Origin of the sequence: Phycicoccus sp. M110.8 (genome assembly GCF_032464895.1) — a bacterium.
Lineage (GTDB): Bacteria > Actinomycetota > Actinomycetes > Actinomycetales > Dermatophilaceae > Pedococcus.
The window spans coordinates 1150354-1175520 of the sequence record NZ_JAWDIC010000001.1; the positions used below are offsets into that span (position 1 = coordinate 1150354).

Annotated in this window: 26 protein-coding genes; 13 read left to right on the top strand and 13 right to left on the bottom strand. The window is 70.8% G+C overall.

Going from position 1 to position 25167, the window contains the following annotated elements; all coding sequences use genetic code 11:
* Nucleotides 1–27 precede the first annotated feature (27 nt).
* From RKE38_RS05370 to RKE38_RS05380, 3 genes are read left to right on the top strand one after another with little or no spacing between them, the layout of a single operon-like run.
* On the top strand, nt 28–2022 hold the full coding sequence (locus RKE38_RS05370) for a heavy metal translocating P-type ATPase (protein ID WP_316006414.1): 1995 nt from the start codon (nt 28–30) through the stop codon (nt 2020–2022).
* Nucleotides 2019–3293 (top strand): FAD/NAD(P)-binding oxidoreductase, encoded by a 1275-nt coding sequence (locus RKE38_RS05375; protein WP_316006415.1) that lies wholly within the window; start codon nt 2019–2021, stop codon nt 3291–3293. Before RKE38_RS05370 ends, RKE38_RS05375 begins: the two co-directional genes overlap by 4 nt.
* A complete protein-coding gene (locus RKE38_RS05380; protein ID WP_316006416.1) occupies nt 3290–3715 on the top strand; it encodes a (2Fe-2S) ferredoxin domain-containing protein in 426 nt (141 codons plus the stop codon). The genes RKE38_RS05375 and RKE38_RS05380 overlap by 4 nt, the downstream gene beginning before the upstream one ends.
* An 18-nt stretch (nt 3716–3733) precedes the next feature.
* Here the strand turns inward: RKE38_RS05380 and RKE38_RS05385 are convergent, their stop codons facing one another.
* The 4 genes from RKE38_RS05385 to RKE38_RS05400 all read right to left on the bottom strand — a co-directional run bounded on the left by RKE38_RS05385 (nt 3734) and on the right by RKE38_RS05400 (nt 8146).
* Nucleotides 3734–4903, bottom strand: a complete 1170-nt coding sequence (locus tag RKE38_RS05385) for an ROK family transcriptional regulator (protein ID WP_316006417.1) — start codon at nt 4901–4903, stop codon at nt 3734–3736.
* Between the two features lie 37 nt (nt 4904–4940).
* Nucleotides 4941–5873, bottom strand: coding sequence for a phosphotransferase (locus RKE38_RS05390; protein WP_316006418.1), 933 nt, complete (start codon nt 5871–5873; stop codon nt 4941–4943).
* Nucleotides 5874–6036: 163 nt separating this feature from the next.
* Entirely contained in the window at nt 6037–7386 is a 1350-nt protein-coding gene (locus RKE38_RS05395) for an aspartate aminotransferase family protein (protein ID WP_316006419.1), read from the bottom strand.
* A gap of 85 nt (nt 7387–7471) precedes the next feature.
* Nucleotides 7472–8146 carry a haloacid dehalogenase type II gene (locus RKE38_RS05400; RefSeq protein WP_316006420.1) on the bottom strand — a complete coding sequence of 225 codons (675 nt, stop codon included), beginning with the start codon at nt 8144–8146 and terminating at the stop codon, nt 7472–7474.
* A 215-nt stretch (nt 8147–8361) separates the two neighbouring features.
* On the opposite strand from RKE38_RS05400, the gene RKE38_RS05405 reads away from it, so the two are divergent.
* Nucleotides 8362–9054, top strand: a complete 693-nt coding sequence (locus RKE38_RS05405) for an aspartate/glutamate racemase family protein (RefSeq protein ID WP_316006421.1) — start codon at nt 8362–8364, stop codon at nt 9052–9054.
* A gap of 49 nt (nt 9055–9103) precedes the next feature.
* Here RKE38_RS05405 and RKE38_RS05410 read toward each other — a convergent pair whose 3' ends face one another.
* Nucleotides 9104–10708 carry a bifunctional NAD(P)/FAD-dependent oxidoreductase/class I SAM-dependent methyltransferase gene (locus RKE38_RS05410; RefSeq protein ID WP_316006422.1) on the bottom strand — a complete coding sequence of 535 codons (1605 nt, stop codon included), beginning with the start codon at nt 10706–10708 and terminating at the stop codon, nt 9104–9106.
* Between the two features lie 66 nt (nt 10709–10774).
* On the opposite strand from RKE38_RS05410, the gene RKE38_RS05415 reads away from it, so the two are divergent.
* Nucleotides 10775–11341, top strand: a complete 567-nt coding sequence (locus tag RKE38_RS05415; protein ID WP_316006423.1) for a helix-turn-helix domain-containing protein — start codon at nt 10775–10777, stop codon at nt 11339–11341.
* Between the two features lie 31 nt (nt 11342–11372).
* On the opposite strand, the gene RKE38_RS05420 is transcribed toward RKE38_RS05415, so the two are convergent.
* Nucleotides 11373–11834 (bottom strand): SRPBCC family protein, encoded by a 462-nt coding sequence (locus RKE38_RS05420; RefSeq protein ID WP_316006424.1) that lies wholly within the window; start codon nt 11832–11834, stop codon nt 11373–11375.
* A gap of 255 nt (nt 11835–12089) precedes the next feature.
* On the opposite strand from RKE38_RS05420, the gene RKE38_RS05425 reads away from it, so the two are divergent.
* The 4 genes from RKE38_RS05425 (at nt 12090) to RKE38_RS05440 (ending at nt 16273) form a co-directional block, all read left to right on the top strand.
* On the top strand, nt 12090–12485 hold the full coding sequence (locus tag RKE38_RS05425) for a nuclear transport factor 2 family protein (RefSeq protein ID WP_316006425.1): 396 nt from the start codon (nt 12090–12092) through the stop codon (nt 12483–12485).
* A gap of 158 nt (nt 12486–12643) precedes the next feature.
* Nucleotides 12644–12907 carry a hypothetical protein gene (locus RKE38_RS05430; RefSeq protein WP_316006426.1) on the top strand — a complete coding sequence of 88 codons (264 nt, stop codon included), beginning with the start codon at nt 12644–12646 and terminating at the stop codon, nt 12905–12907.
* A gap of 143 nt (nt 12908–13050) precedes the next feature.
* Nucleotides 13051–15858, top strand: coding sequence for a helix-turn-helix transcriptional regulator (locus RKE38_RS05435; RefSeq protein WP_316006427.1), 2808 nt, complete (start codon nt 13051–13053; stop codon nt 15856–15858).
* A gap of 130 nt (nt 15859–15988) precedes the next feature.
* The gene (locus RKE38_RS05440; RefSeq protein ID WP_316006428.1) at nt 15989–16273 is read left to right on the top strand and encodes an antibiotic biosynthesis monooxygenase; all 285 of its coding nucleotides are present in this window, start codon (nt 15989–15991) and stop codon (nt 16271–16273) included.
* An 82-nt stretch (nt 16274–16355) separates the two neighbouring features.
* Here the strand turns inward: RKE38_RS05440 and RKE38_RS05445 are convergent, their stop codons facing one another.
* On the bottom strand, nt 16356–17816 hold the full coding sequence (locus RKE38_RS05445; protein ID WP_316006429.1) for an amino acid permease: 1461 nt from the start codon (nt 17814–17816) through the stop codon (nt 16356–16358).
* 207 nt (nt 17817–18023) lie between these two features.
* On the opposite strand from RKE38_RS05445, the gene RKE38_RS05450 reads away from it, so the two are divergent.
* The gene (locus RKE38_RS05450; RefSeq protein ID WP_316006430.1) at nt 18024–18683 is read left to right on the top strand and encodes a DUF4396 domain-containing protein; all 660 of its coding nucleotides are present in this window, start codon (nt 18024–18026) and stop codon (nt 18681–18683) included.
* Nucleotides 18684–18715: 32 nt separating this feature from the next.
* Here the strand turns inward: RKE38_RS05450 and RKE38_RS05455 are convergent, their stop codons facing one another.
* The gene (locus RKE38_RS05455) at nt 18716–19504 is read right to left on the bottom strand and encodes an ABC transporter permease subunit (RefSeq protein ID WP_316006431.1); all 789 of its coding nucleotides are present in this window, start codon (nt 19502–19504) and stop codon (nt 18716–18718) included.
* Complete coding sequence (locus RKE38_RS05460; RefSeq protein ID WP_316006432.1) at nt 19494–20429, bottom strand: ABC transporter ATP-binding protein; 936 nt, start codon at nt 20427–20429, stop codon at nt 19494–19496. Before RKE38_RS05460 ends, RKE38_RS05455 begins: the two co-directional genes overlap by 11 nt.
* A 208-nt stretch (nt 20430–20637) precedes the next feature.
* Here RKE38_RS05460 and RKE38_RS05465 point away from each other — a divergent pair, with 208 nt between their 5' ends.
* On the top strand, nt 20638–20889 hold the full coding sequence (locus RKE38_RS05465) for a hypothetical protein (protein WP_316006433.1): 252 nt from the start codon (nt 20638–20640) through the stop codon (nt 20887–20889).
* A gap of 51 nt (nt 20890–20940) precedes the next feature.
* Here the strand turns inward: RKE38_RS05465 and RKE38_RS05470 are convergent, their stop codons facing one another.
* From RKE38_RS05470 to RKE38_RS05485, 4 genes are all read right to left on the bottom strand, one after another.
* Nucleotides 20941–21420: a MarR family winged helix-turn-helix transcriptional regulator gene (locus tag RKE38_RS05470; protein WP_316006434.1), complete on the bottom strand. Its 480-nt coding sequence runs from the start codon at nt 21418–21420 to the stop codon at nt 20941–20943.
* Nucleotides 21421–21572: 152 nt separating this feature from the next.
* Entirely contained in the window at nt 21573–22094 is a 522-nt protein-coding gene (locus RKE38_RS05475; RefSeq protein WP_316006435.1) for a GerMN domain-containing protein, read from the bottom strand.
* Nucleotides 22095–22195: 101 nt separating this feature from the next.
* Nucleotides 22196–23590: a HAMP domain-containing sensor histidine kinase gene (locus RKE38_RS05480; protein ID WP_316006436.1), complete on the bottom strand. Its 1395-nt coding sequence runs from the start codon at nt 23588–23590 to the stop codon at nt 22196–22198.
* A gap of 20 nt (nt 23591–23610) precedes the next feature.
* A complete protein-coding gene (locus tag RKE38_RS05485; RefSeq protein ID WP_316006437.1) occupies nt 23611–24312 on the bottom strand; it encodes a response regulator transcription factor in 702 nt (233 codons plus the stop codon).
* A 142-nt stretch (nt 24313–24454) separates the two neighbouring features.
* On the opposite strand from RKE38_RS05485, the gene RKE38_RS05490 reads away from it, so the two are divergent.
* Complete coding sequence (locus RKE38_RS05490) at nt 24455–24760, top strand: STAS domain-containing protein (RefSeq protein ID WP_316006438.1); 306 nt, start codon at nt 24455–24457, stop codon at nt 24758–24760.
* A 175-nt stretch (nt 24761–24935) separates the two neighbouring features.
* Complete coding sequence (locus RKE38_RS05495; RefSeq protein ID WP_316006439.1) at nt 24936–25115, top strand: hypothetical protein; 180 nt, start codon at nt 24936–24938, stop codon at nt 25113–25115.
* The last annotated feature ends 52 nt before the right edge of the window (nt 25116–25167 follow it).

The window sequence follows — 25167 nt, forward strand, 5'->3', positions numbered from 1 at the left end:
ACCCCTCCCCAGCCACCGGAGTCCCTCATGTCATCCAGCCTCACTGCCCCGCCGCGCGACGTCGCCGCCCACACGCTTTCCCAGCCCAGGCGGTCCGCCCAGGTCTGGTCGGTCCTGGCGATGGCGGAAGTCCGTTGGGCCGCCCTGGCCACGGCGCTCTTCCTCGGGGGGATGGTCGCCCAGGCCGCTGGTGCGCCGTCGGCGGTGTGGTGGACGTTGTACCTGGCGTGCTACGTGACCGGGGGCTGGGAGCCGGCGCTCTCGGGCCTCCAGGCACTGCGCGAGAGGACCTTGGACGTCGACATCCTCATGATCGTGGCAGCCATCCTGGCTGTGACGATCGGGCAGGTCTTCGACGGCGCCCTCCTCGTCGTCATCTTCTCGACCTCTGGGGCACTCGAGGCATTCGTCACCCGGCGCACGGCAGACTCGGTCCGGGCCCTGCTCGACCTCGCCCCCGAACGTGCCTGCAGGGTGGGCACCGACGGAGACGAGGAGGTTGTCGAGACCGCGGCGCTCGCTGTCGGGGACATCGTGGTCGTTCGCCCCGGCGAGCGAGTGGGTGCAGACGGCGAGGTGGTGGAAGGCCTCAGCGACGTCGACCAGGCCTCCATCACGGGTGAACCGCTCCCCGTCACCAAGGGCGTCGGCGACGAGGTCTTCGCAGGGAGCCTCAACGGCACCGGGGCGCTCAGGATCGCAGTCAACCGCGAGGCGACAGACTCGGTGGTGGCGCGCATCGTCGCCATGGTCGAGGAGGCTTCCGAGACCAAGGCCAAGACCCAGCTCTTCATCGAGAAGGTCGAACAGCGCTACTCCATCGGAGTGGTGGTGGCGACGCTCGCCCTGTTCTTCATCCCGCTTGCGCTCGGCCACGCGTTTGAACCCACGCTCCTGCGCGCCATGACGTTCATGATCGTCGCCTCCCCCTGCGCCGTGGTGCTGGCCACCATGCCGCCGCTGCTGTCGACGATTGCGAATGCCGGCCGTCATGGCGTCCTGGTCAAGTCCGCCGTGGCCCTGGAGCGCTTCCGGGAGGTCGACCTGGTCGCCTTCGACAAGACCGGCACGCTGACCCTGGGGACGCCCCGGGTCGCCGAGGTCGAGGTGCTCGACCTCGGCGCCATCAGCACCGAGACGCTCCTGTCCTTCGCCGCTGCGGCGGAACGGCCGAGCGAGCACCCCCTTGCCTCGGCAGTCGTCGCCGCCGCCCAGGAACGGGGTGTCGCCATCCCCCATGCGACCGACTTCTCCTCGACGCCGGGTCGTGGCGTCACAGCTACCGTCGAGGGTCGCCACGTGTGGGTGGGGTCCCCCGCCATCCTCGACGAGGTGGCAGGGAGGAGGGATGTCGGGGACGCCCGCCTTCTCGTGTCCGAGCTCGAGGAGGTCGGACGTACAGCAGTCGTCGTCGTCGTCGACCACAGCCCGGCAGGCGTCCTGGGACTGGCAGACCAGGTGCGACCGGGCGCCCGTGAGGCCGTTGCCGCGTTCACCGAGCTGACCGGCCGGACCCCGGTCCTGCTGACCGGCGACAACGAGCGGGCCGCGCGTCGGCTCGCCGAGGAGGTGGGCATCACCGACGTCCGAGCCGGGCTCCTGCCGGACGAGAAGGTCGAAGCCGTGCGCACGCTGCAGGAGCAGGGCCGGCGCGTCATGCTCGTGGGCGACGGAGTCAACGACGCGCCCGCCATGGCCGCGGCAGAGCTCGGCGTTGCCATGGGGCGGCACGGATCGGATCTGGCACTGGAGACCGCGGACGCCGTGGTCGTCAGGGACGAGCTCGGCACACTGCCCAAGGTCATCGGGCTCTCCCGGCGAGCACACGGGCTGGTGAAGGCAAACCTGGCCTTCGCCGCGACCGTCATCACGGTGCTGGTGCTGTGGGACATCCTCTGGGTCCTGCCCCTGCCGCTCGGAGTGGCGGGCCACGAGGGGTCCACCATGGTGGTCGGCCTCAACGGGCTGCGACTGCTGCGGCGAGCCGCCTGGGCCCGGGCCGACCGTGGCCTGCGGACATGACGCCCCCCGCGACCCGCTCCACGCCGAGGCTCCGCAACGTCGTCATAGTCGGGGCGTCGCTGGCCGGCCATCACGTGGCCGCCACCCTTCGGCGCCTGGGCTACCAGGGGACGGTCACGGTGGTGGGTGAGGAGGTGGAGGCGCCCTACGACCGGTACCCGCTGTCCAAGGCGTTTCTCGTCGGAACTGCCACCCGAGCGCAGCTCAGCCTGGACGACACGGTGCCCGACGTCGAGTGGCACCTGGGCCGCAGGGCCACCGGCCTGGACCTCACTCGACGACGGGTGACCGTCGACGAGGTGGGCGAGCTCCCCTTCGACGGTCTCGTCATCGCGTCGGGTGCACGCCCCCGCGACCGGGAGGCCGTTGCCGGGATCGACGGGGCGTTCGTGCTCCGCACCCTGGGTGACGCTGTCGCTCTCCGGAAAACCCTGCAGGGGCAACGACTACGAGTGGTCGTCGTGGGCGGCGGTCTCATCGGGGCCGAGATCGTCTCGGAGGCCGCGCGCGGCGGTCACCACACGACCTGGGCCCACAGCGGCTCACTTCCCACGTCGACGAGCCTCGGGACACTCGTGGCGAAGCACCTCGTGGAGCTGCATCGGGCTGCGGAGGTCCGGATCGAGGGCCGCCAGCGGGTGGAGAGCCTCGGGGTGGCAGGTGGTCGCGTCACGCACGTGAACCTCCACGACGGCCGACGGGTCGACGCCGACGTCGTCGTCATGGCGACCGGGACACTGCCCAACGTCGAGTGGCTCGGCGCCGTGGTGCCGACCGCGAACGGTGTCCTCTGCGGACCCACGATGCACGTGCGTGGCACCGACCGCGTCGTCGCCGTCGGAGACGTCGCTCGCGCACCCCACGCCGCCCTCGCCGGCCAGGCGGTACGTGTCGAGCACTGGGCCAGCGCCCGTCACCAGGCCGAGCTCGCGGCCCGCAACCTGGTGTCGCCGCCCACCGCCCGCCGAGGGTGGACAGAGCTCCCGACCTTCGGCACGACCATCCAGGGAACACGCATCCGGTGCGTCGGCTTTCCCGGACTGGCCGACAGGAGCGACCTGTCGTGGGGCTCCCTCGACAGCGGGTCCGCCGGTGTCTGCCTCAGCCGTCGGGGACAGGTCGTGGCCGCGATCGGGGTCAATGCGGAGGACTCGGTCGACCGCCTCCACCGCCTGGTGCGGGGACGTCCGACGGTCGACCACCTCGGGAACAGCCTTAGGCCCGCCGCGCCGCCCGGCGCGCCTCTTCACGGACAGGATGTCTGCACATGACCAGACGCAGGGACGGCAAACCCGACAAGGGGCGGGCAGCGACCGAGCCCACGAGCTCCGCCGTCACGGTCACCGTGTGCCGCGGTTGCTGCTGCGGCAGCCGGCGCAAGCACCCGGCGTTCGACCACGAGGGCCAGCTGGAGCTCATACGAGCCGGTGGTGGGGACGACGTGCGCGTGCGGGTCGCGGACTGTCTCGACGCGTGCGAGCGGTCCAACGTCATGGTGGTGACGCCATCGGCCGCGGGGCGCGCGGCCGGTGCCCGACCAGTCTGGCTCGGTGACCTCCTGGACGACGACGTGGCGACCGATGTCATCGAGTGGGCCGCGTCCGGTGGACCTGGCATCGCCGAGGTCCCGGCCGTCCTCGACCTGTACGAGTTCCGCCCGTCGCGCCGTGCCCGGGGCGGACTGGTCGGCTGATCCCGGCGGCGGCAGGACTCAGTAGGCGGGTGCGGACCCCGCCGGGTCCGCGGACCGGTGTCGAGTCGACAGCACCGATTCCCGCAGCTCCTCGCGAACCGTCGCGAGGCACGCATACACCGCGCCGCGCGCCACGGAGAGGCCCAGGACCTGCGTGGGCGTCGACACCTCTGGCGCCTTCGGGAGCCTCTCGCCCAGCCTTCGCCGAACCATGGGGAGCACCTCCTCGACGAGGGGTTGCAGCCGTCCCACAAAGTACACGCGGTCCGGCTCGAGCGTCACGGCGACGGCACTGACCGCGGTCACCAGGGCAGTGGTCAACGCATCCAGCACCTCGGGACGCGACGCCTGCGAGCCCGCGTCGAGCCACAGGTCCTCGACGCGCTGGACGTCCGGGTCCCGCAGACGAGCGAAGCGGAGCAGACCGCCCGTGCTCATCAAGCCCTCGAGGGACTCTCCCGGCACGCCGGACCACAGCACCCCCAGGTCGCCGAAGGTCGGCGTGCGGCCCCGGTCGAGTACGTGGTCAGCGCAGCTCGCGAAGTTCAGGATGCTGCTCAGGCTGAAGAGAGCAGCGTTGCCGATCGCCCGGCCCTCGGTGAGGATCCCCAGCAGGGAGGCGTTCGCGTCGCTGTCGAACTCCACGCGGGCACCGAGCCGAGCTGCAAGTGTCCGCTGCAGGTCCGGGCCGACGAGTGCCTTCATGGCCTCCGCCGGGCCCAGGATCTCCGCGCCGGACCGCACCCGCCCGGGCACCGCGACCACGACCTCACGGAGAGGGCCCTTCGCCCCCTTGGTGACGTCGCCGACCATGTCGACCAGCCACCGCGCCGCGGCGGCGGCGTCGTGGTGCTCCACGGTCGGGCGGAGGACGCGCCCGATGTCCCGGCCCCGGAGGTCGGCGGCGAGGACGCAGGTGTCCTGGGCGCCGAAGCTCACCCCGACGACGTGACCGGCGGTGTCAGGCACGTCCAGGTAGGTCGACCGCCGTCCACGACCGGTGGCGTCGTCGAGCCCTCCGTCGACGACGAACCCGTCCGCCCGGAGCTCCTCCACGGCTCGCGACACCGTGGCCTTGCTCAAGCCCGTCTGCTCCATGACCTCTGTGCGCGTCAGCGGCGCCCGCGAAAGGACCACGTCGAGGACAGCGGCCTTGTTGTGGTCGCGCGAGGTCGGGTTGCCGGTCACCGGGCGACCCTAGCGACGGCGGGTGCGTCACGTCTGGTCACCGAGGTGCCGTCCGCAGCTGGGAGAGGACCTCGTCCATGGGCACGGCGATGGAACGCTGCAATCTGACCCAGTCGTCCTTGGCGTGGGCGAGGACGTAGTCCCTGCGGCCCGGGACGCGGCTCGCGCGCCAGTTGGTGACCAGCGCCCGCAGGGTGAGACGTGCGAGGGCGGCAACCGGGAGCACTGCGAGCTCCCGGTCCACCATGGGGGAGACCTGTTCGTACCCGGCCACGAAGGCGCCGGCATCGCGCCAGGGCTCTTGCTCCCCCCGTCCGATCAGGTTCGCCAGCGCCACGGCGGGATCGAACACCTTCGCACTGCGCATGGTGTCCCCGAAGTCGATCACGCCGGTGACGTATGCGTCGCTCAGCTCGTCGACGACCACGTTGTAAGGGCTGTAGTCCCCGTGGATCACCTGCGTCTCGAGCTGCCCGAGGCCTGGCACGACGGTTGTCTCGAACAGTCGGAAGACAGCCTCTGCCAGTCTTCGGTGCTCCGTGCTGGACGTGTGCTCCAGGAGCTCGGTCATCTCGCGGAAGTGCCGGAGATCCCAGACCAGCGCTCGCGTGTCCGCCGGGTGGGCGAACGACTTCAGGGCTGCGTCGACCCGCGCGAGCATCCGCCCGAGCTTGGCCAGCTGGTCGACGTTCGGGACCGTCCCGGCCCAGAGCGTTCCCTCGACGAACCCGAGCACGCGCAGGACGCGCGTCCCACCCACGGCCGTGTCGATGGCCACGCTGTCCAGACCACCGCCGGTGAGTCGCACCCGCTGGGCGGGGACATCCGGCGCAGCCCGGTGCAGGAAGCGCATTGCAGCTGTCTGTAGATCCACGACTGTCCGCGGCTCGTCGCTCTGCGAGACCTTGACGAGCCAGCTGCCGGTCGACCCCGTGAGCAACCTGAAGGTGTCGTCCTTCTCCGTCGACACGGCTTGGAGACGTCCGGTGAGGCCGTAGTGGCGACGCAGCAGACTTCGCAACTGACGCACGTCGATGGGTTCGTGTGTCGCTGCGAGACCGCTGTCGGCAAAGAGTCCCTGTACGCGCGTCACGGGAGGTGATGCGTCCACCGTGTTCCTTCCATCCTCGGCGCTAGAGGTGCTTCCTGGAGATCTCGGCGAAAGTGTCCAGGAACCGGGTGACGTCAGCAGAGCTGAACGCCAAGGGAGGGCGGACCTTCAGCACGTTCGCCGCCCTGCCGGTTCCGCTGATGAGAACACGACGATCCCGCATCGCGTTGATGACGTCCTCGGCGCGAGCGCGGTCGGGGACACGGGCCTCCCGGTCGCGGACGACCTCGACGGCAACGTACAGGCCGCTGCCGCGGACCTCGCTGACGTGGGGCGACTCCCGCGTGAGCTCCTCCAGACCGGCACGCAGAGCATCGCCGTTACCGAGCACACGGGCCGGCACGCCCTCCTCCTCGAACACGTCCAGCACCGCGGTCGCCGCCGCGACCGGGATCGAGCTGCCGGCGAAGGTGTTGAAGTAGCGGACGCTGCGCCCGAACTCCTCACAGACCTCGGGTCGGAAGACCACGCCTGAGATGGGCAGGCCGTTGCCCATCGGCTTGCCCATCGTGACGATGTCAGGGAGGACCTGATGACGGCTGAAGCCCCACATCGACTCTCCCAGCCGGGCGAAACCTGCCTGCACCTCGTCCGCGATGTACACGCCGCCCGCGGAGTGGACCGCGTCGACGACGTCCGGCAGATACCCCACGGGATGGGTGAAGATGCCGTCGCTGCTGTACGCGGAGTCACTGATGAACGCCGCGAGGCGATGACCGTGACGCTCGAGGTCCACGATCGCCGCACGGACCTCGGCAACCATGTGGTCGGCCAGAGTGACGCCCGGGGGAATCGCCCGTGGGTCGGGTGCATCGACGACCCTGACGGCGGGGCCCAGTGGCGAGCCGTCGCCGAGGGAGGGTGAGAAGCTGGCGACCTCGCGCGTGATGCCGTGGTACGCCCAGCGGGTGACGATGACGCCCTCGTTGCCGGTGTGGAACTTCGCCACGCGCATGGCGAGGTCGTTGGCCTCGGAGCCACTGCAGGCGAAGCTCACTCGCGACAGCTCCGCGGGGAACGTGGCGAGAAGCCGCTCCGCATAGTCGACCAGGGCCTCTTCGACGTACCTGGTGTTGGTGTTCACCATCGCGATCTGCTGGGACACCGCCTCGACCACGCGAGGATGCGCGTGCCCGACGCAGGGAACGTTGTTGTACGCGTCGAGGTAGTCGTTTCCGTCGCGGTCGAACAGGTGCGCCCCGCGGCCGGAGACGAACTCCACCGGCTCTCGATAGATCAGCGTGTAGCCCGGACCCAGGACATCGCTGCGCCGTCGGATGGTCCTCTGGAGCCGGTCGGGCAACGCATCGAGGGCAGCAGGGTCGAAGCGGTTGGGGTAGTTGTCGATCGCGCGACTGAGCGTTGAGGTCATCGCGAGGTCCTCCGTGCGGGTGTCGTCGAGTGCGCCGCGCCAACCAGAGGGCCGGCCCCCGGGCGGGCGCCGTGGCCGGCGCCCATCACAGTCCGAGCATGGTGTTGAGCTCGTCGAGCGACTTCACCACGGTGAGGCCGTAGCCCGGCGGCACGGGGTCGTAGCCGCGGTCGAGCAGCACCAGGTTGCGGAACCCCATGTCGTGCATGGGAAGCGGGTCGTAGCGGGTGTGTGAGGAGACGTGCACGAAGTCGTCGGGTACCGCATCGAGCTGCTCGAGCATGTACTCGAAGGCGGCATACCGCGGCTTGTAGTACCCAGCCTGGTCAGCCGTGAACACGGCGTGGAAGTTCGCGCCCAGCCGCGGCACGCTCTCCTCCAGGAAGGAGCCCTCGGCGTTGGAGAGGATCACCAGCTTGTAGTGCTCGCCCATCGTCTTCAGCGGTGCCGGGACGTCGGGGTGGGGTCCCCAGCTGCGCACCCCGTCGGCGAACCGCTTGCCTGCGGTGGGGTCGGACCTGATGCCCCACTTTCGGCACACCCTGTCGAACGAGTCCTGTAGGACCTGCTCGTAGGGGTAGTACTCCCCGCACACCTGGTCGTACCGGTAGCCCCGGAACTCCGCCACGAAGCGGTCCCAGTCCGCGGGTGGCACCTGGTCACCCACGAGCTCCTTGGTGATGGGCGTCATCGGCCAGCTGATCAGTGTGCCGTAGCAGTCGAACGAGACGTACTTCGGACGGAACGAAGGGGTGCTCATCAGGGTGCCTCTCCAATCGCAGGGTTGCGGAGGTGTCGACGCATCCAACGGCGGTTAGGCGCAGGCTCGGCACCATCGATCGAACCGTCCGGAGCCTCCTGGCTGGGCGGCGCCACCGACATCACAACGGTACCATTATTATTCTCTGTTTGAAACAGAAACTTATATCTACACGGCCGCGCCCCGGATCGTCGATCATCAAGGAAGATGACGCCATGAGGCTTCTCGGGGTACTCGGCGGCATGAGCTGGACGAGCACCGCGGAGTACTACCGGCTGCTCAACCACGGTGTCGCTTCCCGGCTCGGCGGGCTGCACTCCGCCCGAATCGTGCTGCACAGCGTCGACTTCGAACCGGTCGCCGCCATGCAGCACGACGGGAACTGGAACGGCACCGCCCACGTGCTGGTGGAGGCCGCCCGCGGGCTCGAACGCGCTGGCGCCGAAGGGCTCGTCCTCGCGACCAACACCATGCACAAGGTCGCCGACCAGATCCAGGCAGCGACGGACATCCCCCTCCTGCACATCGCCGACGCCACGGCGGCGCGCATCCGCGCCGACGGTGTCAGCTCGGTCGCCCTGCTCGCGACGGCCTTCACCATGGAGGAAGACTTCTACATCGGCCGGCTGCGTGCTCGAGGTCTCGAGGTCATCACCCCCGGCGCAGCTGAGCGTGCCGACGTCCACCGCATCATCTACGAGGAGCTGTGCCAGGACGTCGTCCTCGACTCCTCCCGTGCTCGATTTCGCACGGTGATGGATCGCCTGGTCCGACACGGCGCGCAAGGCATCATCCTGGGCTGCACGGAGATCGGCCTCCTGGTGAAGTCGGGCGATGCCTCCGTCCCGCTGTACGACACCGCCGCGATCCACGCCGAGGAGGCCGTCAGCTGGATGCTCGCCCCCTAGTCGGGTGACGGAGGGCTCTCCGTGCGACCCGAGAGGACGAACAGCCGGGTCAGCCGGCTCGGCGCGCGCGGAGCACTCGGTCGTCGGCGTGGTGGGATGCGCTCGCCGATCCTGCCGGGCGCGGGCGCTTGTCGTTGACCTCGATGGTCCAGCCCGGCGCGGCGGTGAGCGCGGCGGCGAAGTCGTCGAGGTGGAGGTAAGCCTCGGGGTCGAACGGGCGATGCTGGTGCTCGGGGTGACGCATCGCCTCGAGGTCGTGGCTGAGGACGACGAGGGTGCCACCGGGGGCGACCGCGTCGAGGATGTTGTGCACGCCGCGCAGGTCGGGCGTGCGCGGGATCGACGCGTATGCCGCCGTGACCAGGTCGAAGGCACCCCGCGGGAAGGGCTCCCGCGCATTGGCGTCGGCCAGGAGGCACGTGACCGCCAGGCCGCGCCGTTCTGCCTCGGCCCGGATGGTCTCGAGCGCGCGCGAGGACACGTCGCTGGCCGTCACTTCCCAGTCCTTCTCGGCCAACCAGATCGCGTCGCCACCCTCACCGGCGCCGACGTCCAGCGCGCGGCCGGTGGGCAGGTCGGCCACTTCCGCGACAAGCGAGCCGTTCGGGTTGCCGCTCCACACCGGGGCGCCGGAGTAGCGGTGGTCCCAGTCGGCGACCGAGGCGGACGGGCGGGCAGAGAGTCCCATGTCCTCGGCAGCGAGGCTGACGGCGACCGCTCCCCCGACGCGGCTGCCGTGTGCGGCGGCCGAGAGCACCTGCTGGCTCGGGTCCGTGACGTTGCCGGCGGCGAAGACCCCGGCGACGGACGTCGCACCGGTCGCGTCGACCTCGACGACCTCCCCCAGGCCGGTGGGGTGGGGTGCACGCGCCACTCCGAGCCCGGCGCAGGGCTCCACCCGCGGACGGAATCGCGGTCCGATGAGCACGGCGTCGGCGTCGATTCGCGAGCCGTCGGCCAGCTCCACACCGGTCAACCGAGCCTCCCCATCCGCGAGCACCCGTGTTGCCGTCGCCGCGACTCGGACGTCGACACCTGCAGCGGCCATGGTCGCGAGCTCGGCATCGTCGACCTCCACCCCGGCGGCGACCAGCACCGTCAGGCGGTCGGTGAGCTGGCGCAGCATCGCGACGACGTGCAGCCCCATCGGGTGGGTGACCAACTGGACCAACCGCTGGTCCCGCACCTCGTACCCGTGGCAGAACGGGCAGTGGATCACATCACGACCCCAGTGGGCGGCCAGTCCCTCGACGTCGGGCAGGTCGTCGACCAGTCCTGTCGCGATGACGACCCGGCGCGCAGCGACGCTGTCCCCGGTGGCGAGCTGGACGACGAACCGCCCTTCCTCCCGGGTGACGGCCAGCGCCTCGCCGGCCAGTACCTCACCGCCGTAGCTGCGCACCTCGGCTCGCCCCGCCTCCAGCAGCTCCGCCGGGTCGGTGCCGTCACGGCCGAGGAAGCTGTGCATGTGCGCGGCCGGCGCGTTGCGCGGCTCGCCGGAGTCCACGACGATCACCGACCTCCGCTGACGGCCCAGCTGCAGGGCGGCGGCGAGACCCGCGGCCGACCCGCCGATGACCGCGACGTCACAGTGGCGGACGAGCGCAGGGATGGCGGAGCCATGGGCTTCCTCGTGGGAGTTCTCGTCGATCATGCTGCAACCGTACGAGGCGCCTGGCGGCATACGCTAGAGTCCTTGCACTATCTGCAAGGAGGAACGGTGGCCGCCCTCTCCGACATCGAGCACGTCGTCCGGACGCGCCTGCGCAGTCTGCGCTCCACGCTTGGGCTGTCCCTCGACGAGCTGGCGGCGCGCACGAACCTCAGCCCGTCGACGATCAGCCGGGTGGAGACCGGCAAGCGCAGTCTCAGTCTCGACGTCCTGTTGCCGCTGGCCGCCGGCCTCCAGGTCGGCCTGGAGGCGCTTCTCGACGTGAGCAGCGACGAGGACGTGGTCATCCGCCCCACGCCGAGCCGGTCCGACGGCCGCACGACCTGGGCGTTGAGCCGGCCTGACAGCAGCACGGTCGCGGTGAAGACGCGGGTCGAGCCCAGCAGGGCACGACCGCAACAGCGCGTCCACCCCGGCCACGACTGGCTCTTCGTACTCAGCGGTCGCCTTCTCCTGCTCCTCGGCGACCGCGAGATCACCGTCGAGGCAGGCGAGGCGGCCGAGTTCGCGACCATGACCCCGCACGCGTTCGTCGCGGTCGACGGACCGGCCGAGCTGTTGATGATCTTCGACCGCGATGGCCAGCGCGCCCATGTGCACCGCGGCGGGGAGTGAGCAGTCGCCGCTCGCCCCCGGCAACGGGGCGCTACTCGCCGCGGGCACCCCGCTGGACGGGCTCCGCCTCGAGGGTGGCCTTCAGGTTGGCGAGGTTCTTCCGGTACCCGGACCGGACGAACGCCGGCATCACGGGCTGGAACAGCCGGAAGACGCCCTTCAGCCGGATCTCGTCGGTGAGCACCACCAGGGTTCCGCCCTGCTGGCTCTCGAACGTGTAGAGGTTGTTCGTCCTCAGGGGTCCCCTCGTGGGCCGGTACCCGAACGCCGATCCGGGCTGCAGCACGGTCACCTCGACGTCGATGGGGACCGTCCGTCCGAGGACGAGGGCGAGTCCTCGCGCCTGTGACCCCACCCTCATGGGGCCCTCGGTGAGCAGCTCGCCCCCCACGACGTCACTGCGCCACTGCGGCCAGCGGTCCAGGTCGACGGTGTAGGCGTACACCTCCTCGACCGGGCGGTCGATCCAGACCCGGACCTCCACCGTCCTCATGTCGCCTCCATCTCGTGTCGCCCGTGGCCGGGTCGCGACTGGCCGGCCGGCCGCCGTATGCCGCGTGCCCGCGTCCGATCACGCGGGTCCACGGCCCCTCGCGACCACTCGCCGCTCGTGGCGCCGAGGTTTGCGCGAACTCACGCTCCATGGTGACCGGCAACGGGTAGGTGGTCGTCACTCGATCGAGCGATGTCACGGGATTCGCGGCCCTCCCACACTGGTGCCACAGACGCCACGAGAAGGAGACACACGGTGACTGAGCACCCAGACGCGGCGGTGGTTCGCTCCGCCTACGAGGCACTGGCACGCGGTGACATGGCCGGCTTCGCCGACCTCCTGCACGAGGACATCGTGTGGCACGAGTCCGCCGCCGGAATGGAGGGGGACTACCGCGGGCGCGAGGAGACCCTGGCGTTCCTGGCACGGGTCTTCCAGGAGTCGGGTCTCGAGATGACGTCGATGGAGATCCACGACGTCCTGGCGAGCGACGACCACGTCGTGATCCTGCACGAGGACGCCATGACCATGGGCGGTCGCAGCCTCTCCGCCAAGTACGTGGACGTCTACCACGTACGTGACCGCAAGCTCGCCGAACACTGGCACCTCGCTGTCGATCCGACGGCGGACGCGGCCTTCATGACCGGCTGACGCGTACGCCCCGGGCCGGGCGAGACGCAACAGGACAGTCGGGCTCCACCAAGGCCCCTCGCTCGAACGAGTGATGTCCGGCGGGCGGGCTGCGTCGAGCATCGATGTCATCACCAGGCCGGCACACCGCACCGGCCGGAACAGCAACGGAGGTCGCCATGCCCAGAGTCATCATCAGCCACGACATCCGCGAGGTCGACCGCTGGCTGGCCGGCAAGAGCGAACGGGCGGCAGCGATGCCGGGGGCGGTCGGCGTCACCGACCTCGTGGCGATGGACGGCAGCAACCGGGCGGCCGTGACCTTCGAGACCGACGACCTCGATGCGCTCAGGGCCCTGCTCGAGTCGATGCCACCGGAGGTCGCCGCCCAGGCGGAGTCGCACGGAGTCGTGCCGCCGTTCACCGTCTACGTGGAGCGCTAGGCCCTCCACGGGACTCGAGCCGAGTCTGCGAGCATCGAGCGGAGAGGGCTTCCCCGCGACGAATGCCGGATCCGCCCCACTTGCCCGCGGGGCGGGTGCCCCCGGGCTCTGGACGGCCCCTTCGCGTTGCGGGACCCTTGAGCGTGGCCGCTGCTCACGGGCTGGTCGGGCGCCTGGACGAGCTGGCGACCGCAGAGACCGCGATCCGGAGCCTCGTCGCCAGGAGGGCCTCGGCGCTCGTCGTCGAGGGGGAGGCCGGCATCGGCAAGACCCGCCTGGTGGAGGCCATGGTCGAGGCGGCGCAGCCACACGGCCTGACGGTTCTCCGCGGTCAGGCGCACCCCTTCGAGCGCAGCCGCCCCTTCGGTCTGGTCTCGGCGGCGCTGGGCCTGAGACGCCGCGCGGTCGACCCCCGCCGGGCAGCGATCGCGGCGCTGCTGTCCGGCGGGGCCGGCCCCGGTTCGGGCGAGCTGCACTACCGGGTCGTCGAGGAGGTCGTCGACCTGGTCGAGTCGTCCTGCGCGGACCGTCCGGTGCTGCTGGTGGCCGAGGACGTCCACTGGGCCGACCCGGCGAGCCTGCTGACCATCTCCTCACTCGTGCGGCGGCTGCCGCTTTCCGCCTTGTCCGTCGTTGTGACCGTGCGCCCGGCGCCCCGGTCCGCCGACGTCGTTCGGCTCCTCGAGGACCTCTCGGAGGCAGGCGGCGCCGTCCTGCGCCTGGGGCCCCTCTCGTCCGCGGAGATCCTGGACCTGGCTGCACAACGACTGGGAGGGCTGCCCGGGCCGGGCCTCGCCGCCATGCTCGAAGGCGCAAGGGGAAACCCCCTGTGGGCATTGGCGCTGCTGCGCTCCCTCGTCGACGACGGGATGCTGTCGCGAACCGGTGTGGGCGTGGAGGCGGCCTCCCCCGGCGTTCCCACCTCGCTGAGCGAGCTGGTCGTTCGTCGCCTGGGCGACCTCCCGGAGGAGACGTTGGAGATGCTCCGAGTCGCAGCGGCCCTCGGGGACGCCGTGCAGCTCCGCGACCTCGGTGCCGTTGCCCAGCGGTCGGAGGCCGACGTCGCCCGGCACCTGCGCCCGGCGTACGACGCACGACTTCTCGACGAGGCACAGGACCAGGTGGTGTTCAGGCACCAGCTGGTGCACGACGCCATCCACCAGGACATCCCGGGGCCGGTCCGACGGGCGCTGCACCGCGAGGCGGCAGTAGCCCTCATGGCCGCGGGAGCCTCGCCGCTCGGCGTGGCCGACCACCTGATGCTCGGCTCGCAGACCGGCGACCACGAGGCGGTCGCCTGGCTCCGGGCCGCCGCCCGGGACGCGGCGGCACAGTCGGGGTCCGTCGCCGTCGAGCTCCTCCGACGAGCCGAGGCCCTCTTGCCCGACGGCCACCCCGACGCCGACCTCCTGGCGCTCGAGGTGGTCCAGGCGATGATCCGTGCCGGGCTCGTGACCGAGGGGACGGCCCGCGCGGAGGCCGTCCTCGCCCGACGCCACGCGCCGGAGACGGACACGCCCCTGCGCCTCGCGCTCGTCGGCGGCCTCGCCCTGCTGAACCGGGCCGACGAGCTCATGGCTCTGGTCCGCGACAGCCTCGATGAGCTCGGGCCGGCAGAGCAGGTGCCGGTGTTGGCCCAGCTGAGCTGGGTGCTCACCTACCGTGGTGACCCACGCGCCGGAGAGGAGTCCGCGCGCCGCGCCCTGCGCCTCGCCGAGGCGACGGGCCACGCCGGGCTGACGGTGTGGGCGCTCACCGCGCTGCTCGTGGCCGTAGGACGTCAGGGCCGCTTCGACGAGGCACTGGGTCAGGCCCGGCGCGCGGCCGACCTCGCCGAGGGCGGCTCAGACGTCTCGTCGTTGCCCCTGCAACCAAGCCTCTTCCTCGGCCTCGCCCTCTTCGACGCCGACCTCGTCGCGGAGGCACGCGCCGCCTACCGGGCTGCCCTCGACGACGAGTTCGGGTCCGGCTGGTGGCTGGCCGAGACGCTGATGGCGGACGCCGAGGCCTGCTTCGCCGTGGGCGACTGGGACGACGCGGTACCTCGGCTCGTCGCGGGAGGTGAGGCCGCACGGGAGAAGGGCAAGCCGATGCTGCTGGCGCAGTCGCTGGCCCACCGTACCGTCATCGCCACCGCGACCGGCGACCTGGAGGCGGCCGGGCAGCTGGCGCGCGAGCTGGCAGCGTGGGTCGCGGAAGAGGACCTGCCGTACAACGCCGGCGCTGTGGCCGTCGCCCTGTCAGGGGTCTGGGAGGCCGAAGGCGACCGTCAGGCTGCCTACGACCTCCTGCTGCGGTGCTGGCGCTCCGACACGGCAGGAGGGAGCCGGTACTACCACCGCCGCCTCGGCCCCGACCTGGTGCGCCTCGCACTCGCGCTGGGTCATCCCGACGTCGCGGCGGAAGTGGCGGCCGACCTCGCCGCGGACGCTGCGCTCGCGCCGGGCGTCGGCTCCGTCCGCAGCGTCGCGCTCCGGTGCCGGGGCCTGGTGGACGCCGATGCCGACACGGCCCTGGAGGCGGTGGACCTGGCCCGACAGGCGCCGTTCCTCCTCGACCGCACCGGGGCCTGTGAGGACGCCGCGACACTACTGGTCCGGTCCCGGCGAAGCGACGAGGCTGTCGCCCTGCTCCTCGAGGCACTGGCCTGCTACGAGGACGCCGGCGCCAGCGCCCGGGCCGCACGGGTGCGGGCGCAGCTGCGGGAACTCGGGGCGCACCCCCGGGCCCGCGGACACCGCAACGGGTCACGGGCGGGGTGGGACGGCCTGACCAGGACCGAGCGCGCCGTGTCGCTCCTCGTGGCCGAGGGGCTCACCAACGGCGCGGTCGCCAAGCGGCTGTACGTGTCCCCGCACACCGTGAACACCCATCTCCGGCATGTCTTCGCCAAGCTCGGGGTGTCGAACCGCGTCGAGCTCGCACGCGTGGTGCATCGCTCGATCGGGTGATGTCCCTCAGCCGCCCAGGACGCACGCTCGACCAGGGGCACCCGACGCGCGGCCACGGACTGCCAGCACGTGGCCCGAGCCGGAGCCTGCCCGCGGAGTGCGGGCGTCATCGCAAGGGAGGAGTGTGCACATGCCCATCACCGTGGTCATCGAGTTCCGGGCCAGGCCCGGGAGGCGCGAGGAGCTGCGAAGCGTGCTCGCCGGGATCTCGGCCACGCACGGGCCGAGCGCACCCGGGTACCTCGGGAGCAGCATCCACGACACGCTCGACGACGAGGCCGGCCTGGTCGAGATCGCCACGTGGGAGTCCGCGGCGGCCCAGGCCGAGGCGGTGCAGAGGGCGATGACGACGGGCATCTACGCACCCGTCATCGAGCTCGTCGCCGAGCCCTTCCGCGCCCTCAGGCTCGGCTGAACGGCTGCGGACGCCGACCTCGAGACGCAGCACGGATCTGTCCCGTCTCGACGACATCCGCCGGGAGCAGTGTTGCCAGGTCCTATGCCTCCGATGCTTCGGCGTGGGAAGCGAGGTCACGGACGCCGCCCGGCCGTCCGGCGCGTACCCACGCGCGGTGGAGGACCGCGGCGATGATGAGTGCAGCGGCGAGGCTGACCAACGGCAGTCCGCGGGCCAGGTTGATGACCAGCGTGAAGGTGACGACCGCGGCGCCGGCGACGTTCAGGAGAACGTGGCCCGTCCGACCTTCCTGGTGCGCGAACTTGGCCATGGCCAGGAGACCGGCGAGGAAGCTCAGGAAGACCGAGACCGCGTAGAACAGCACGAGCTCTTGGTCGTGACCTCCGGCTGCCGCAACGACCGCGGCGGACACTGCGGTGAACAGGGCGACTCCCCAGAACGGCGTGTGATGGACGTTGGTGCGGCCGACAAGGCTCGGCAGGATGCCAGTGTGTCCGCCGCCCGGTGCGGGGCGACGGGCCAGCGCCTTCAGCAGTCCGGGTCCGGCTTGGAAGGACGAGCTGGCGGCCGAGAGCAGCAGCAGTGCGGTGACGAGCTGGAAGGCAGCGAACAGCCCACCGGGTGCGGCGACGCGGGCGAGCTCGGCGATCTGCGTGCTGTCGTGGTGCGGTATGCCGATGCGCAGCCGGTGGGCTTCCAGGGCCAGTCCGAGGGTGATCGTGCCGACGATGCCAAGGGTGAGCCAAAGGGTGACTCGCCCGAACTGTCGTCGGCCGTCGTCGTCGAGGTGGCCGAGCTGGGCGATCGCCGAGGAGGGGGCCTCGACCCCGGTGGCGAGTGCCATCGCGACCGGGAAGGCGAGCGCGACCGCGAGCACCGAGGCGTGGCCGGGAGTGCTGGTGAGGGTGCCGCCGGGGTGCGGCGCAGCAGCGATGCCGAAGACCAGCACCGCGGCCGCGACGGCAATGAACGCCAGCGTCATCAGCGCGAAGAACAACCGGCCCAGGTGCCCGAACCAGGTGATGCCCCCGACGACCAGCACCAGCACCAGGGCTAGGACCAGGCGCCACGGCGCCAACGCCGGGAAGTAGGCGATCACCGCTGAGGCGCCAGCCGAGACGCTGATGGCGATAGTGAGGACGAAGTCGACGACCAGGGCGCCGATCGGTATGAACGCCCACCCGTCACCAAAAGCGTCTCCGGCGGCCGCGGATGCCCCTCCTCCCGTGGGGTACCGGGCCACCAGCTGCTGGTAGTTGACGATGACGAGCGCGATGATGCACAGCACCAGCGCCATGGTCGGGACGAGCAGGGCCAAGTCGCCGTGCAGGGCGCGCAGGGCGGCCTCCACGGCATACGCGACGGATGACACGGGGTCTGCCATCACCGCGAAGGCGAACGCGAGGAGCAGGATCGGACGCCGGTGGAGGAGTCCGGACACTCCTGAGGAACCCTGTCGTCCGCCGCCGGGACGGCCGATCGGCGCGTCCAGGCTCGCCATTGAGTTCTGCGTGGTGTCCTGCGGCGTTGTGCCTGCCATCAGTGCTCCTGGAGTCGACGACATGTCCTCGCCGACCAGACTTCCCGGCACACCGCGTGGAACAGTACACCGCACTTGAGGCACGGACACGGCAACCCGCGCATGGTGCAGCGCCTGGACAGGACGTCTGTACCTGTAGGTGCTGGGGTCGTCTGCGACGGGTAGGAAGGTGGGGTGGTTTCTCACTGGCTTGTTGTCGTCTCCTGGGTGTTCATCCTCGGTGCAGTCGTGTGTGCGCTCGACATAGGCGTCGACATCTGGGTGCGCAGGTATCGCCAGCCGATGCGGGTGATGGAGGCGGTGTGGCCGGTCACCGCCTTGTACTTCGGGCCGCTCGCGTCGTGGGCGTACCGCCGCTTCGGCAGGCCGATGTCCCGCCGATGGCAACAGGAGGAGGGTGTGGACGGACCGCCTGACAAGCCCGGGTGGGCGACAACCGCCATCGGGGTGAGTCACTGCGGGGCGGGTTGCACGCTTGGGGACATCGTCGCGGAGTTCGCGGTGTTCGCCGCAGCCATCACCATCGCCTCCCACGCCGTCTTTGCGGAGATGGTCGCCGACTACGTCCTCGCGGTCCTGCTGGGGGTGGTCTTCCAGTACTTCGCCATCGCACCAATGCGGGGCCTGGGCCTGCGCAAGGGCCTGGCCGCCGCCGTGAAGGCGGACATCCTCAGCCTGACGGCGTTCGAGGTGGGCTTGTTCGGGTGGATGCTGCTGATGGCGTTCGTGTTCTTTCCCGGGCCCCACCTGCACCCAGATCAGGTCACGTACTGGTTCCTGATGCAGATCGGGATGGTGATCGGCTTCTTCACCGCGTGGCCGGCGAACGTCTGGCTCATTCGCCGTGGCATCAAGGAGGCCATGTGATCCTGGGGTCTCTGCCCGGCCGGGCAAGCCCTTCAGCGCAGGTCCAGCCGGTCGAAACCCCAGAAGGCGACGGCCCCGAGCACGGCGGTGGTTGCGATGAGCGCGACCAGTGCGGGCAGAGGCAGCCCTCTTTCGACCTGGTTCTGGCCGACCGACCAGTAGAGGGGAGACAGCAGTCGCAGGTGGTGCACCCAGTCGACGCTGCCGGCCAAGGAGCTGATGACGTACGAGGCGGCCGCGAACGTCGAGGCGACGCCGATGGCGACTCCGCGACTGTTGGTCAGGCATCCCACGGCCAGCGCCAGGCAGCCGAACAACATGGCCGTCAACGCCACCCCGACGGTGACACCCACCAGACCGGCCCATGGGGGTCGCAGCTCGTAGAACCGGCCAACCACATCAGCTGCCAGGGTCGCGATCGCTACCGGCAGGGACAGCACCGCCAGAGTGAGCAGCTTCTGCGCCAGCACGGCGTGCCTGCTGACGGGTAAGGCAGCAAACAGGCCGAGTCGTTCGTCGCTGTTGTCACCGGCGACAGCGGTCGCCCCGTAGCCGATGGTCAGCAGCAGCGCGAACAGCGGGACGATGTTGGCGTAGAGGTTCGCGTTCAACCATCCCGCTGGCGAGATCAGGGATCCCGAGATGCCAAACAAGGCGGCGACGGTCGGGTTACCGCGCATGAGCTGGTCCAGAGACGAGTCGTGCTTGAAGGCGGGGTAGAGGACGACGATCAGCAGGGCGTAGGCGGCGACACCGAGGGAGTAGGCCCAGGATCCCCGACGCCTCAGTCTCAGGTCCAACCGCGCGAGGTCAGTGCGCATGGATCTCCTCCCTTCCGGGAGTGTCCTCGTAGAACGACCGGAAGATCGCATCCAACGAGGCCGGCCGAGCGGTCAGGTCGGCGACGCCCAACGGCTCGACCACGTGCAGCAGGTCCCCCAACGGGCCGGTCACCTCGAGCCGCACCTCCGTGGCGTTCGCGTCCAGCGCCCGAACACCGGGCACCGCCAGGAGCCGGGTCGGGTCGGTGGGTCCGACGAAGCGCACCTCCACCTGTCGCGGCGCGCGTTGCCGGAGGTGGTCCAGGGTGTCCACCCCGACAAGTCGGCCGTTTCGGATGATCGCCACGCGGTCCACGACCCGGTCGACCTCCTCCAGGTCGTGCGAGGAGAGGAAGACCGTCGCGCCGTCACGCACGCGTTCGTGGACCAGACGCTCGAACTCCTCCTGCAGCAACGGATCCAGGCCGGAGCCGGGCTCGTCGAGCATGAGCAGGTCCGGCTGGTGCATGAAGGCCAGGACCAGTCCGACCTTCTGGCGGTTTCCCTTCGACAGGGCACGAACCGGGCGGTCGAGCTCTACCCGCAGCCGGTCGACCAGCCGGTCGACCTGCGTGGCGTCGACACCCCCGCGGATCCCCGCGACGCGGCCGATCAGCTCGCGCCCACTGAGCGAGGGGAACAGGGCCAGCTCGCCGGGCAGGTAGCCGACCCTTCGTCGCACCGAGACGTCGCGGCGAGGATCCGAGCCGAAGACCCGGACGGAGCCGGCGTTGGGAAGCAGCAGCCCCATCACCAACCGGATCGTGGTGGACTTACCGGCGCCGTTCGGCCCGAGGAAGCCGAGCACCTCCCCCTCGCGGACCTCAAGGCACACCTCCTCGACCCCCCGCCGCGCGCCGAACCTCTTCGTGAGCCGGTCCAGCTCCACGGCGACCCCCGGATGCACTGCCTGTCGTGTCGACACCGCCCCTCCTCGATCCGTTGCTTACTTCAATGATTGCACTAAGCAATCAATTGGGAAAGGGGTTACCGCAGTCGATCGACACACAACTGCAAAGTGATCGACACCGGGATCGTCATCCGCGGCCAGCACGGTGATGAGGAGGGCGCAGCCCAGTGTCGTGTCTGCGCCCTCGCCAACCGTCCACGACAGCGACTGGAGGTCGACCGGAATGTCCGAGCGAAGCGTCGTCAAGCTCGAGCCCCACCACCGACTGGGATCCGAGAGTGCGCACGCCGTGGTTGCTGCCCAGCTGCGCGGAGAGTCCAGGGCCCAGGACGAGGAGCCGGGCGCGGTGGTGGCCGCTGTCGCCCGCGAGATCGAGGACCTCGGTCTCGTGCCGGACCGGGAGGAGCTGCGTGACCGCTACGACGTCCCGGCCGAGCTGCCGGAGGGATTCACCGACCGCCCAACGGCGGGGTGAGGCGCGCCCGAGGGTCGACAGCCTGTGCGCACCCCGCCCGAGGGTCTCGGATCACCAGCCCCAGACGGTGGCCGCGTCCAGTGCGGCGGTCGGCTCGTCCGCGGCGGCCGCGAAAGCGGTGAGGGCCCGGACGAGCTGCTCGGCCTCCGGTCGCGGCATCGCCTCGGCGATGGTCCGGATCGCCGACCGCCTCTGTGCCGTCACCTCGTCGACGACCTGCACCCCTCGCGCGGTGAGGTCGATGACCACCTCACGACGGTCCTGGTCGTTCTCCCGCCGCGTCACCAGGTCGGCACCGATCAGCCGGTCCACCGTTCGCAGCGCCGTCGAAGGGCTCACACCGAGACGCTCGGCAAGCAGGTTCAAGCGGGTCTCGCCGTGCCCACGCAGGACGACCAGCACACGGAACTGCGTCACCGTGACCGACTCGTCGAGGTGGGCCAGGGAACGGGCAGAGACGCCGACCAGCACCCGGGACGCCGTCAGCAGGGCCGTCACCAGGTCGTCGACATCGGGTTCGTCACCACGCACGCGCCATTCTCCCCAGGTCGTGGGCCCCACTGCGGTCGCGAGGCACCCTTGCGCTGATCATCCCGATTCTTTCACGATGCAATTCATCGAGGGGGTCGGGCCCGGGGAAGGAACGAGCAGCCACCGCCACCGTCCCGCTGACACCGGACGCGTCAGGGGTTGCCCATGGTCCCGGTGGGCAGCGGCGCCGGTCTGCGAGTGAGCGGCAGGTAGTCGCGCGCACCCACGGGTGACCCGGTCAGAGCTCCTCCCGGCAGGGGAAGCTCCACCGGCTGCCCGTCCCGGGTCATCCGCACCCGGTCGACTCCGGGGACGGACGTCACCGTGAGGACCACCTGCGCGACCGCCAGCGGCACCCTCGACGCCGCCGGCGCCTGGTCCCCGGACGTCAGGTCGACAGTGGCCACGTTCTCGGCGAGGACGCGCAGTCGGAGTGCGGTCCCGGGGCCGAGGGCAGTCGAGAGGCCCGCCGCCCGTTCGCGCTCCGACGGACCCTCGGCGAGCTGGGCCAGGACGTCGGTGACGGCCGCTGACGGCAGGGTGGCCCGGTCGGTCTGCGCCTTGACCGGGACGACGACGTCGTCCCGGACGAGGTACACGTACGGACGTGCGGTGCCGGCCGGGTCCGGGGTGCCCGTCGACCCCGGGGAAGGACTGGTGAGGTCGTACGGCACGCGCGTGATCGTGACGGGTGGGCCGTGGTCCGGCGCCCCGCAACCGGCAAGGAGGAACACGGCCGCGGCCGTCGCCCAACGCCGCCGAGCGGTACGGCTGCTCACGTCACCACCTCCTGGGACTCGGGGGTCGTCGTCTCCTCGCCGCCGCGGGCGCGCGGGAGTCGCAGCACGAAGCGCGCGCCGCCACCAGGAGCCTCCGCGCACAGGACGTCACCGGAGTGTGCTCGCATCGTCTCTGCGACGAGGCTGAGCCCGAGTCCGGAGCCGGGGCGCGAGGCCCTCGAGCCGGACCGCGCGAAGCGTTCGAAGATGCGTCGCCTCTCCTCCTGCGGGACGCCGGGGCCCGCGTCGTCGATCGCCACGAAGCCCCACCTCCCCTGGCGGCCGACGACGACGCGTACGACTCCCCCGCCGTGGATGTCCGCGTTGTCCAGCAGGTTCGTCACGCTGCGCAGCAGCGCGGCCTTGTCCGCCTGCACCAGGAGCCCATCACTGGCGTCCTGCATCAGTGAGACCGGTCGGTGCGTCACGGTCAGCGTGTTGGCCACGAGCTCGGCCAGGGCGACGCGTCCGCGGGGGGCGTCGTCCACGCCCGCCTCGAGACGCCCCAGCGCGAGCAGCTGCTCGAGGACGTGCCCCAGCCGGTCGACCTCGCGCCGGAGCAGCCGCACCGACTCAGCACGGTGCCGATCGTCCGGGGTCTGCTCCAGGAGGCCGACCGTCGTCGTGAGGGCAGTGACCGGGGACCTCAGCTCGTGCGCGACGTCGGCGGCGAAACGCGCGTCCCGGTCCAGTCGCTCCTGTAACGCCTCCACCATCGCGTTGAACGACCCGACGATGACGCTGAGGTCGGGATCGCGGGTCGGGCCGAGCCGCGCGTGGATGTCCCCGCCCGCGATGCGGGCAGTGGCGGTGGCGATGCCGTCCAGGGGCGCGACCACACCACCTGCAGCACGGCGTCCCAAGGCTGCACCGCCGGCAGTGGTCAACAGCGCGAAGGTGAGCAGCGCGAGGCGCAGCGTGTCGAGGGTGGAGGAGAGCTCCTTGGCCGGCGAGACCTCGAAGAGCTCGGCTCCGACCGCGGTCAACGGCGTGCCGACGACGATGGCGGGCGCGCCGTCCACCCGGGTCCACGAGCTCGCAGCAGCTCCACCGATCACGGTCTCGCGCAACGCGGACGGCACGACCGCCCGGTCGGCGCCGAGGGACGAGGAGTACCACCTGCCCCGCCGGTGCAGCAGGACGACGGCACCGGAGGGTGGGGACGTGGAGGCAAGGACGTCGTCGACCTGGGCACCCGAGGTCAGCAGTCCCTGCCGGACGAACGACGCGTCGACGAAGGCCTGCCGCGCAGCCGTGTGCTCACGCTGCGCCACGAGGTAGTGGCGTGCGGTCAGGTAGGTCCCCAGGGCGAGGGTCACGGAGACGGTCAGGGCCAGGGCCGCGAAGACCAGGGTGATGCGCGTCCGCAGACCTGGCGGCTGCCAAGGCATCCCGAGCCGCTGCCACGCCATCAGGGGCGCCGGTCGAACCGATACCCCAGACCACGCACCGTCACGAGGAGCTCGGGTCGGCCGGGGTCACGCTCGATCTTCGTTCGCAGGCGACGGATGTGGACGTCGACGATCCTCTCGTCGCCGAAGTAGTCGCGCTCCCACACCCTGTCGAGCAGGGCTTGCCGGCTCAGGACGCGGCCGGACGGCTGGTTCAGCTCACAGAGCAGGCGGAACTCCGTGCTCGTGAGGTGGATCTCCTGGTCCCCCCGCCGGACGGTCCCGGCTCCCCACTCCAGGACCAGGGGACCGTCGGCGCCATCGAGGACGACGGCCTCTGCCTCGGACCGGGCGAGGGCAGGAGGCCGTCTGCGCAGGGCACGCACGCGGGCGGAGACCTCCTTGACCTGGAAGGGCTTGGTCACGTAGTCGTCGGCGCCCGACTCCAGCGCCGCGACGATGTCATGGGTGTCGGCGCGAGCGCTGACGACGATGATCGGGACGTCGCTGCGCTGCCGTACCTCGCGCACGAAGGTGAACCCGTCCATCTCGCCGAGCATGAGGTCGACGAGCATGAGGTCGACCGACAGCCCGGGAAGCTCGGCCAGGGCGTGCTCGGCCAGACCGAAGGGGATCGTCTCGTAGCCCTCTGCCTGCAGGGCCAGGCACAACGAGCTCCGGATCCCCTCGTCGTCCTCGAGAACGAGCAGGGTGGCAGCCATCGGGCGCCATTCTGCCAGCGGGACACCGTGAGGTCCGGCGCACCGGCGCGCGCCCGGCATTCGTCACGGAAACGCAAAGAAACGACCGGCGCCATCGTCACACTCGTCCGGCAGCCTCCTGTGCTGTGACCGAGGAGGTGCCATGACCACCATCGAGGAGCCCAGCACGGGGACCCGCTCAGCGGCGCTGCACGAGTCGTCGCTGACCCAGGACCTGCTCGTCCTGCGCTCGACCGTCGCGGACGTCCTGCTCACGCGCAGCCACCGCGTCGTCGTGGATGTCTCCTGCCTCGACCGGCCCTCGTCGACGGCGGTCGCGGCACTGCTCTGGGCCAAGCGCAGCTGCGCCCGCGCGGGGGTGGACTTTCAGGTCCACGGTGCGCGGCCGGCAAACCGCGACGTCTTGAGGCGATGCGGCCTGGTCGTCAGGGGCGGTGGCGCCGGGTGAGCGCGCCTGCCCTGGTGTTCACCCCATCGGGGTGCCGCACCGCGCCGACGCGACCAGGTGGGCGTGAGCTCGTCTCCTTGGGCGGGGACGAGGCCTTCCTCCTTCCCGTCTCGTCGGTTCTCGAGGCATTTCCCACCCGCACCCACAGCCCAACCGATCCCGAGGAGTGACGTCGATGAACGCCTTCAACTCAGCACTTGCCGACGAGGTGGCACAGGCCTGGGCGACGCTCGCTCGCGCCCGGCGCGAGCAGGACGAGGCAGCGGTGACCGACGCGGTGGACCGCCTGCACGACCTCGACGAGATCCGCCAGCGCGTCAGCGAAGGGCTCGTGCTGGCGGCGATCCACCCCTGAGGCGCAGCTCGCGGGGGCTCGACCGACGGCGTCGTTGCCATGCCGGAGCCGG

Excerpts from the sequence above, each read along its gene's own strand:
- RKE38_RS05455 (WP_316006431.1), bottom strand. The coding sequence starts at position 19,504 with ATGCGCACTGACCTCGCGCGGTTGGACCTGAGACTGAGGCGTCGGGGA.
- RKE38_RS05490 (WP_316006438.1), top strand. The coding sequence starts at position 24,455 with ATGACCACCATCGAGGAGCCCAGCACGGGGACCCGCTCAGCGGCGCTG.
- RKE38_RS05395 (WP_316006419.1), bottom strand. The coding sequence starts at position 7,386 with ATGACCTCAACGCTCAGTCGCGCGATCGACAACTACCCCAACCGCTTC.
- RKE38_RS05375 (WP_316006415.1), top strand. The coding sequence starts at position 2,019 with ATGACGCCCCCCGCGACCCGCTCCACGCCGAGGCTCCGCAACGTCGTC.
- RKE38_RS05410 (WP_316006422.1), bottom strand. The coding sequence starts at position 10,708 with ATGATCGACGAGAACTCCCACGAGGAAGCCCATGGCTCCGCCATCCCT.
- RKE38_RS05430 (WP_316006426.1), top strand. The coding sequence starts at position 12,644 with ATGCCCAGAGTCATCATCAGCCACGACATCCGCGAGGTCGACCGCTGG.
- RKE38_RS05420 (WP_316006424.1), bottom strand. The coding sequence starts at position 11,834 with ATGAGGACGGTGGAGGTCCGGGTCTGGATCGACCGCCCGGTCGAGGAG.
- RKE38_RS05465 (WP_316006433.1), top strand. The coding sequence starts at position 20,638 with ATGTCCGAGCGAAGCGTCGTCAAGCTCGAGCCCCACCACCGACTGGGA.
- RKE38_RS05485 (WP_316006437.1), bottom strand. The coding sequence starts at position 24,312 with ATGGCTGCCACCCTGCTCGTTCTCGAGGACGACGAGGGGATCCGGAGC.
- RKE38_RS05480 (WP_316006436.1), bottom strand. The coding sequence starts at position 23,590 with ATGCCTTGGCAGCCGCCAGGTCTGCGGACGCGCATCACCCTGGTCTTC.
- RKE38_RS05370 (WP_316006414.1), top strand. The coding sequence starts at position 28 with ATGTCATCCAGCCTCACTGCCCCGCCGCGCGACGTCGCCGCCCACACG.
- RKE38_RS05445 (WP_316006429.1), bottom strand. The coding sequence starts at position 17,816 with ATGGCAGGCACAACGCCGCAGGACACCACGCAGAACTCAATGGCGAGC.
- RKE38_RS05405 (WP_316006421.1), top strand. The coding sequence starts at position 8,362 with ATGAGGCTTCTCGGGGTACTCGGCGGCATGAGCTGGACGAGCACCGCG.
- RKE38_RS05380 (WP_316006416.1), top strand. The coding sequence starts at position 3,290 with ATGACCAGACGCAGGGACGGCAAACCCGACAAGGGGCGGGCAGCGACC.
- RKE38_RS05400 (WP_316006420.1), bottom strand. The coding sequence starts at position 8,146 with ATGAGCACCCCTTCGTTCCGTCCGAAGTACGTCTCGTTCGACTGCTAC.
- RKE38_RS05440 (WP_316006428.1), top strand. The coding sequence starts at position 15,989 with ATGCCCATCACCGTGGTCATCGAGTTCCGGGCCAGGCCCGGGAGGCGC.
- RKE38_RS05495 (WP_316006439.1), top strand. The coding sequence starts at position 24,936 with ATGAACGCCTTCAACTCAGCACTTGCCGACGAGGTGGCACAGGCCTGG.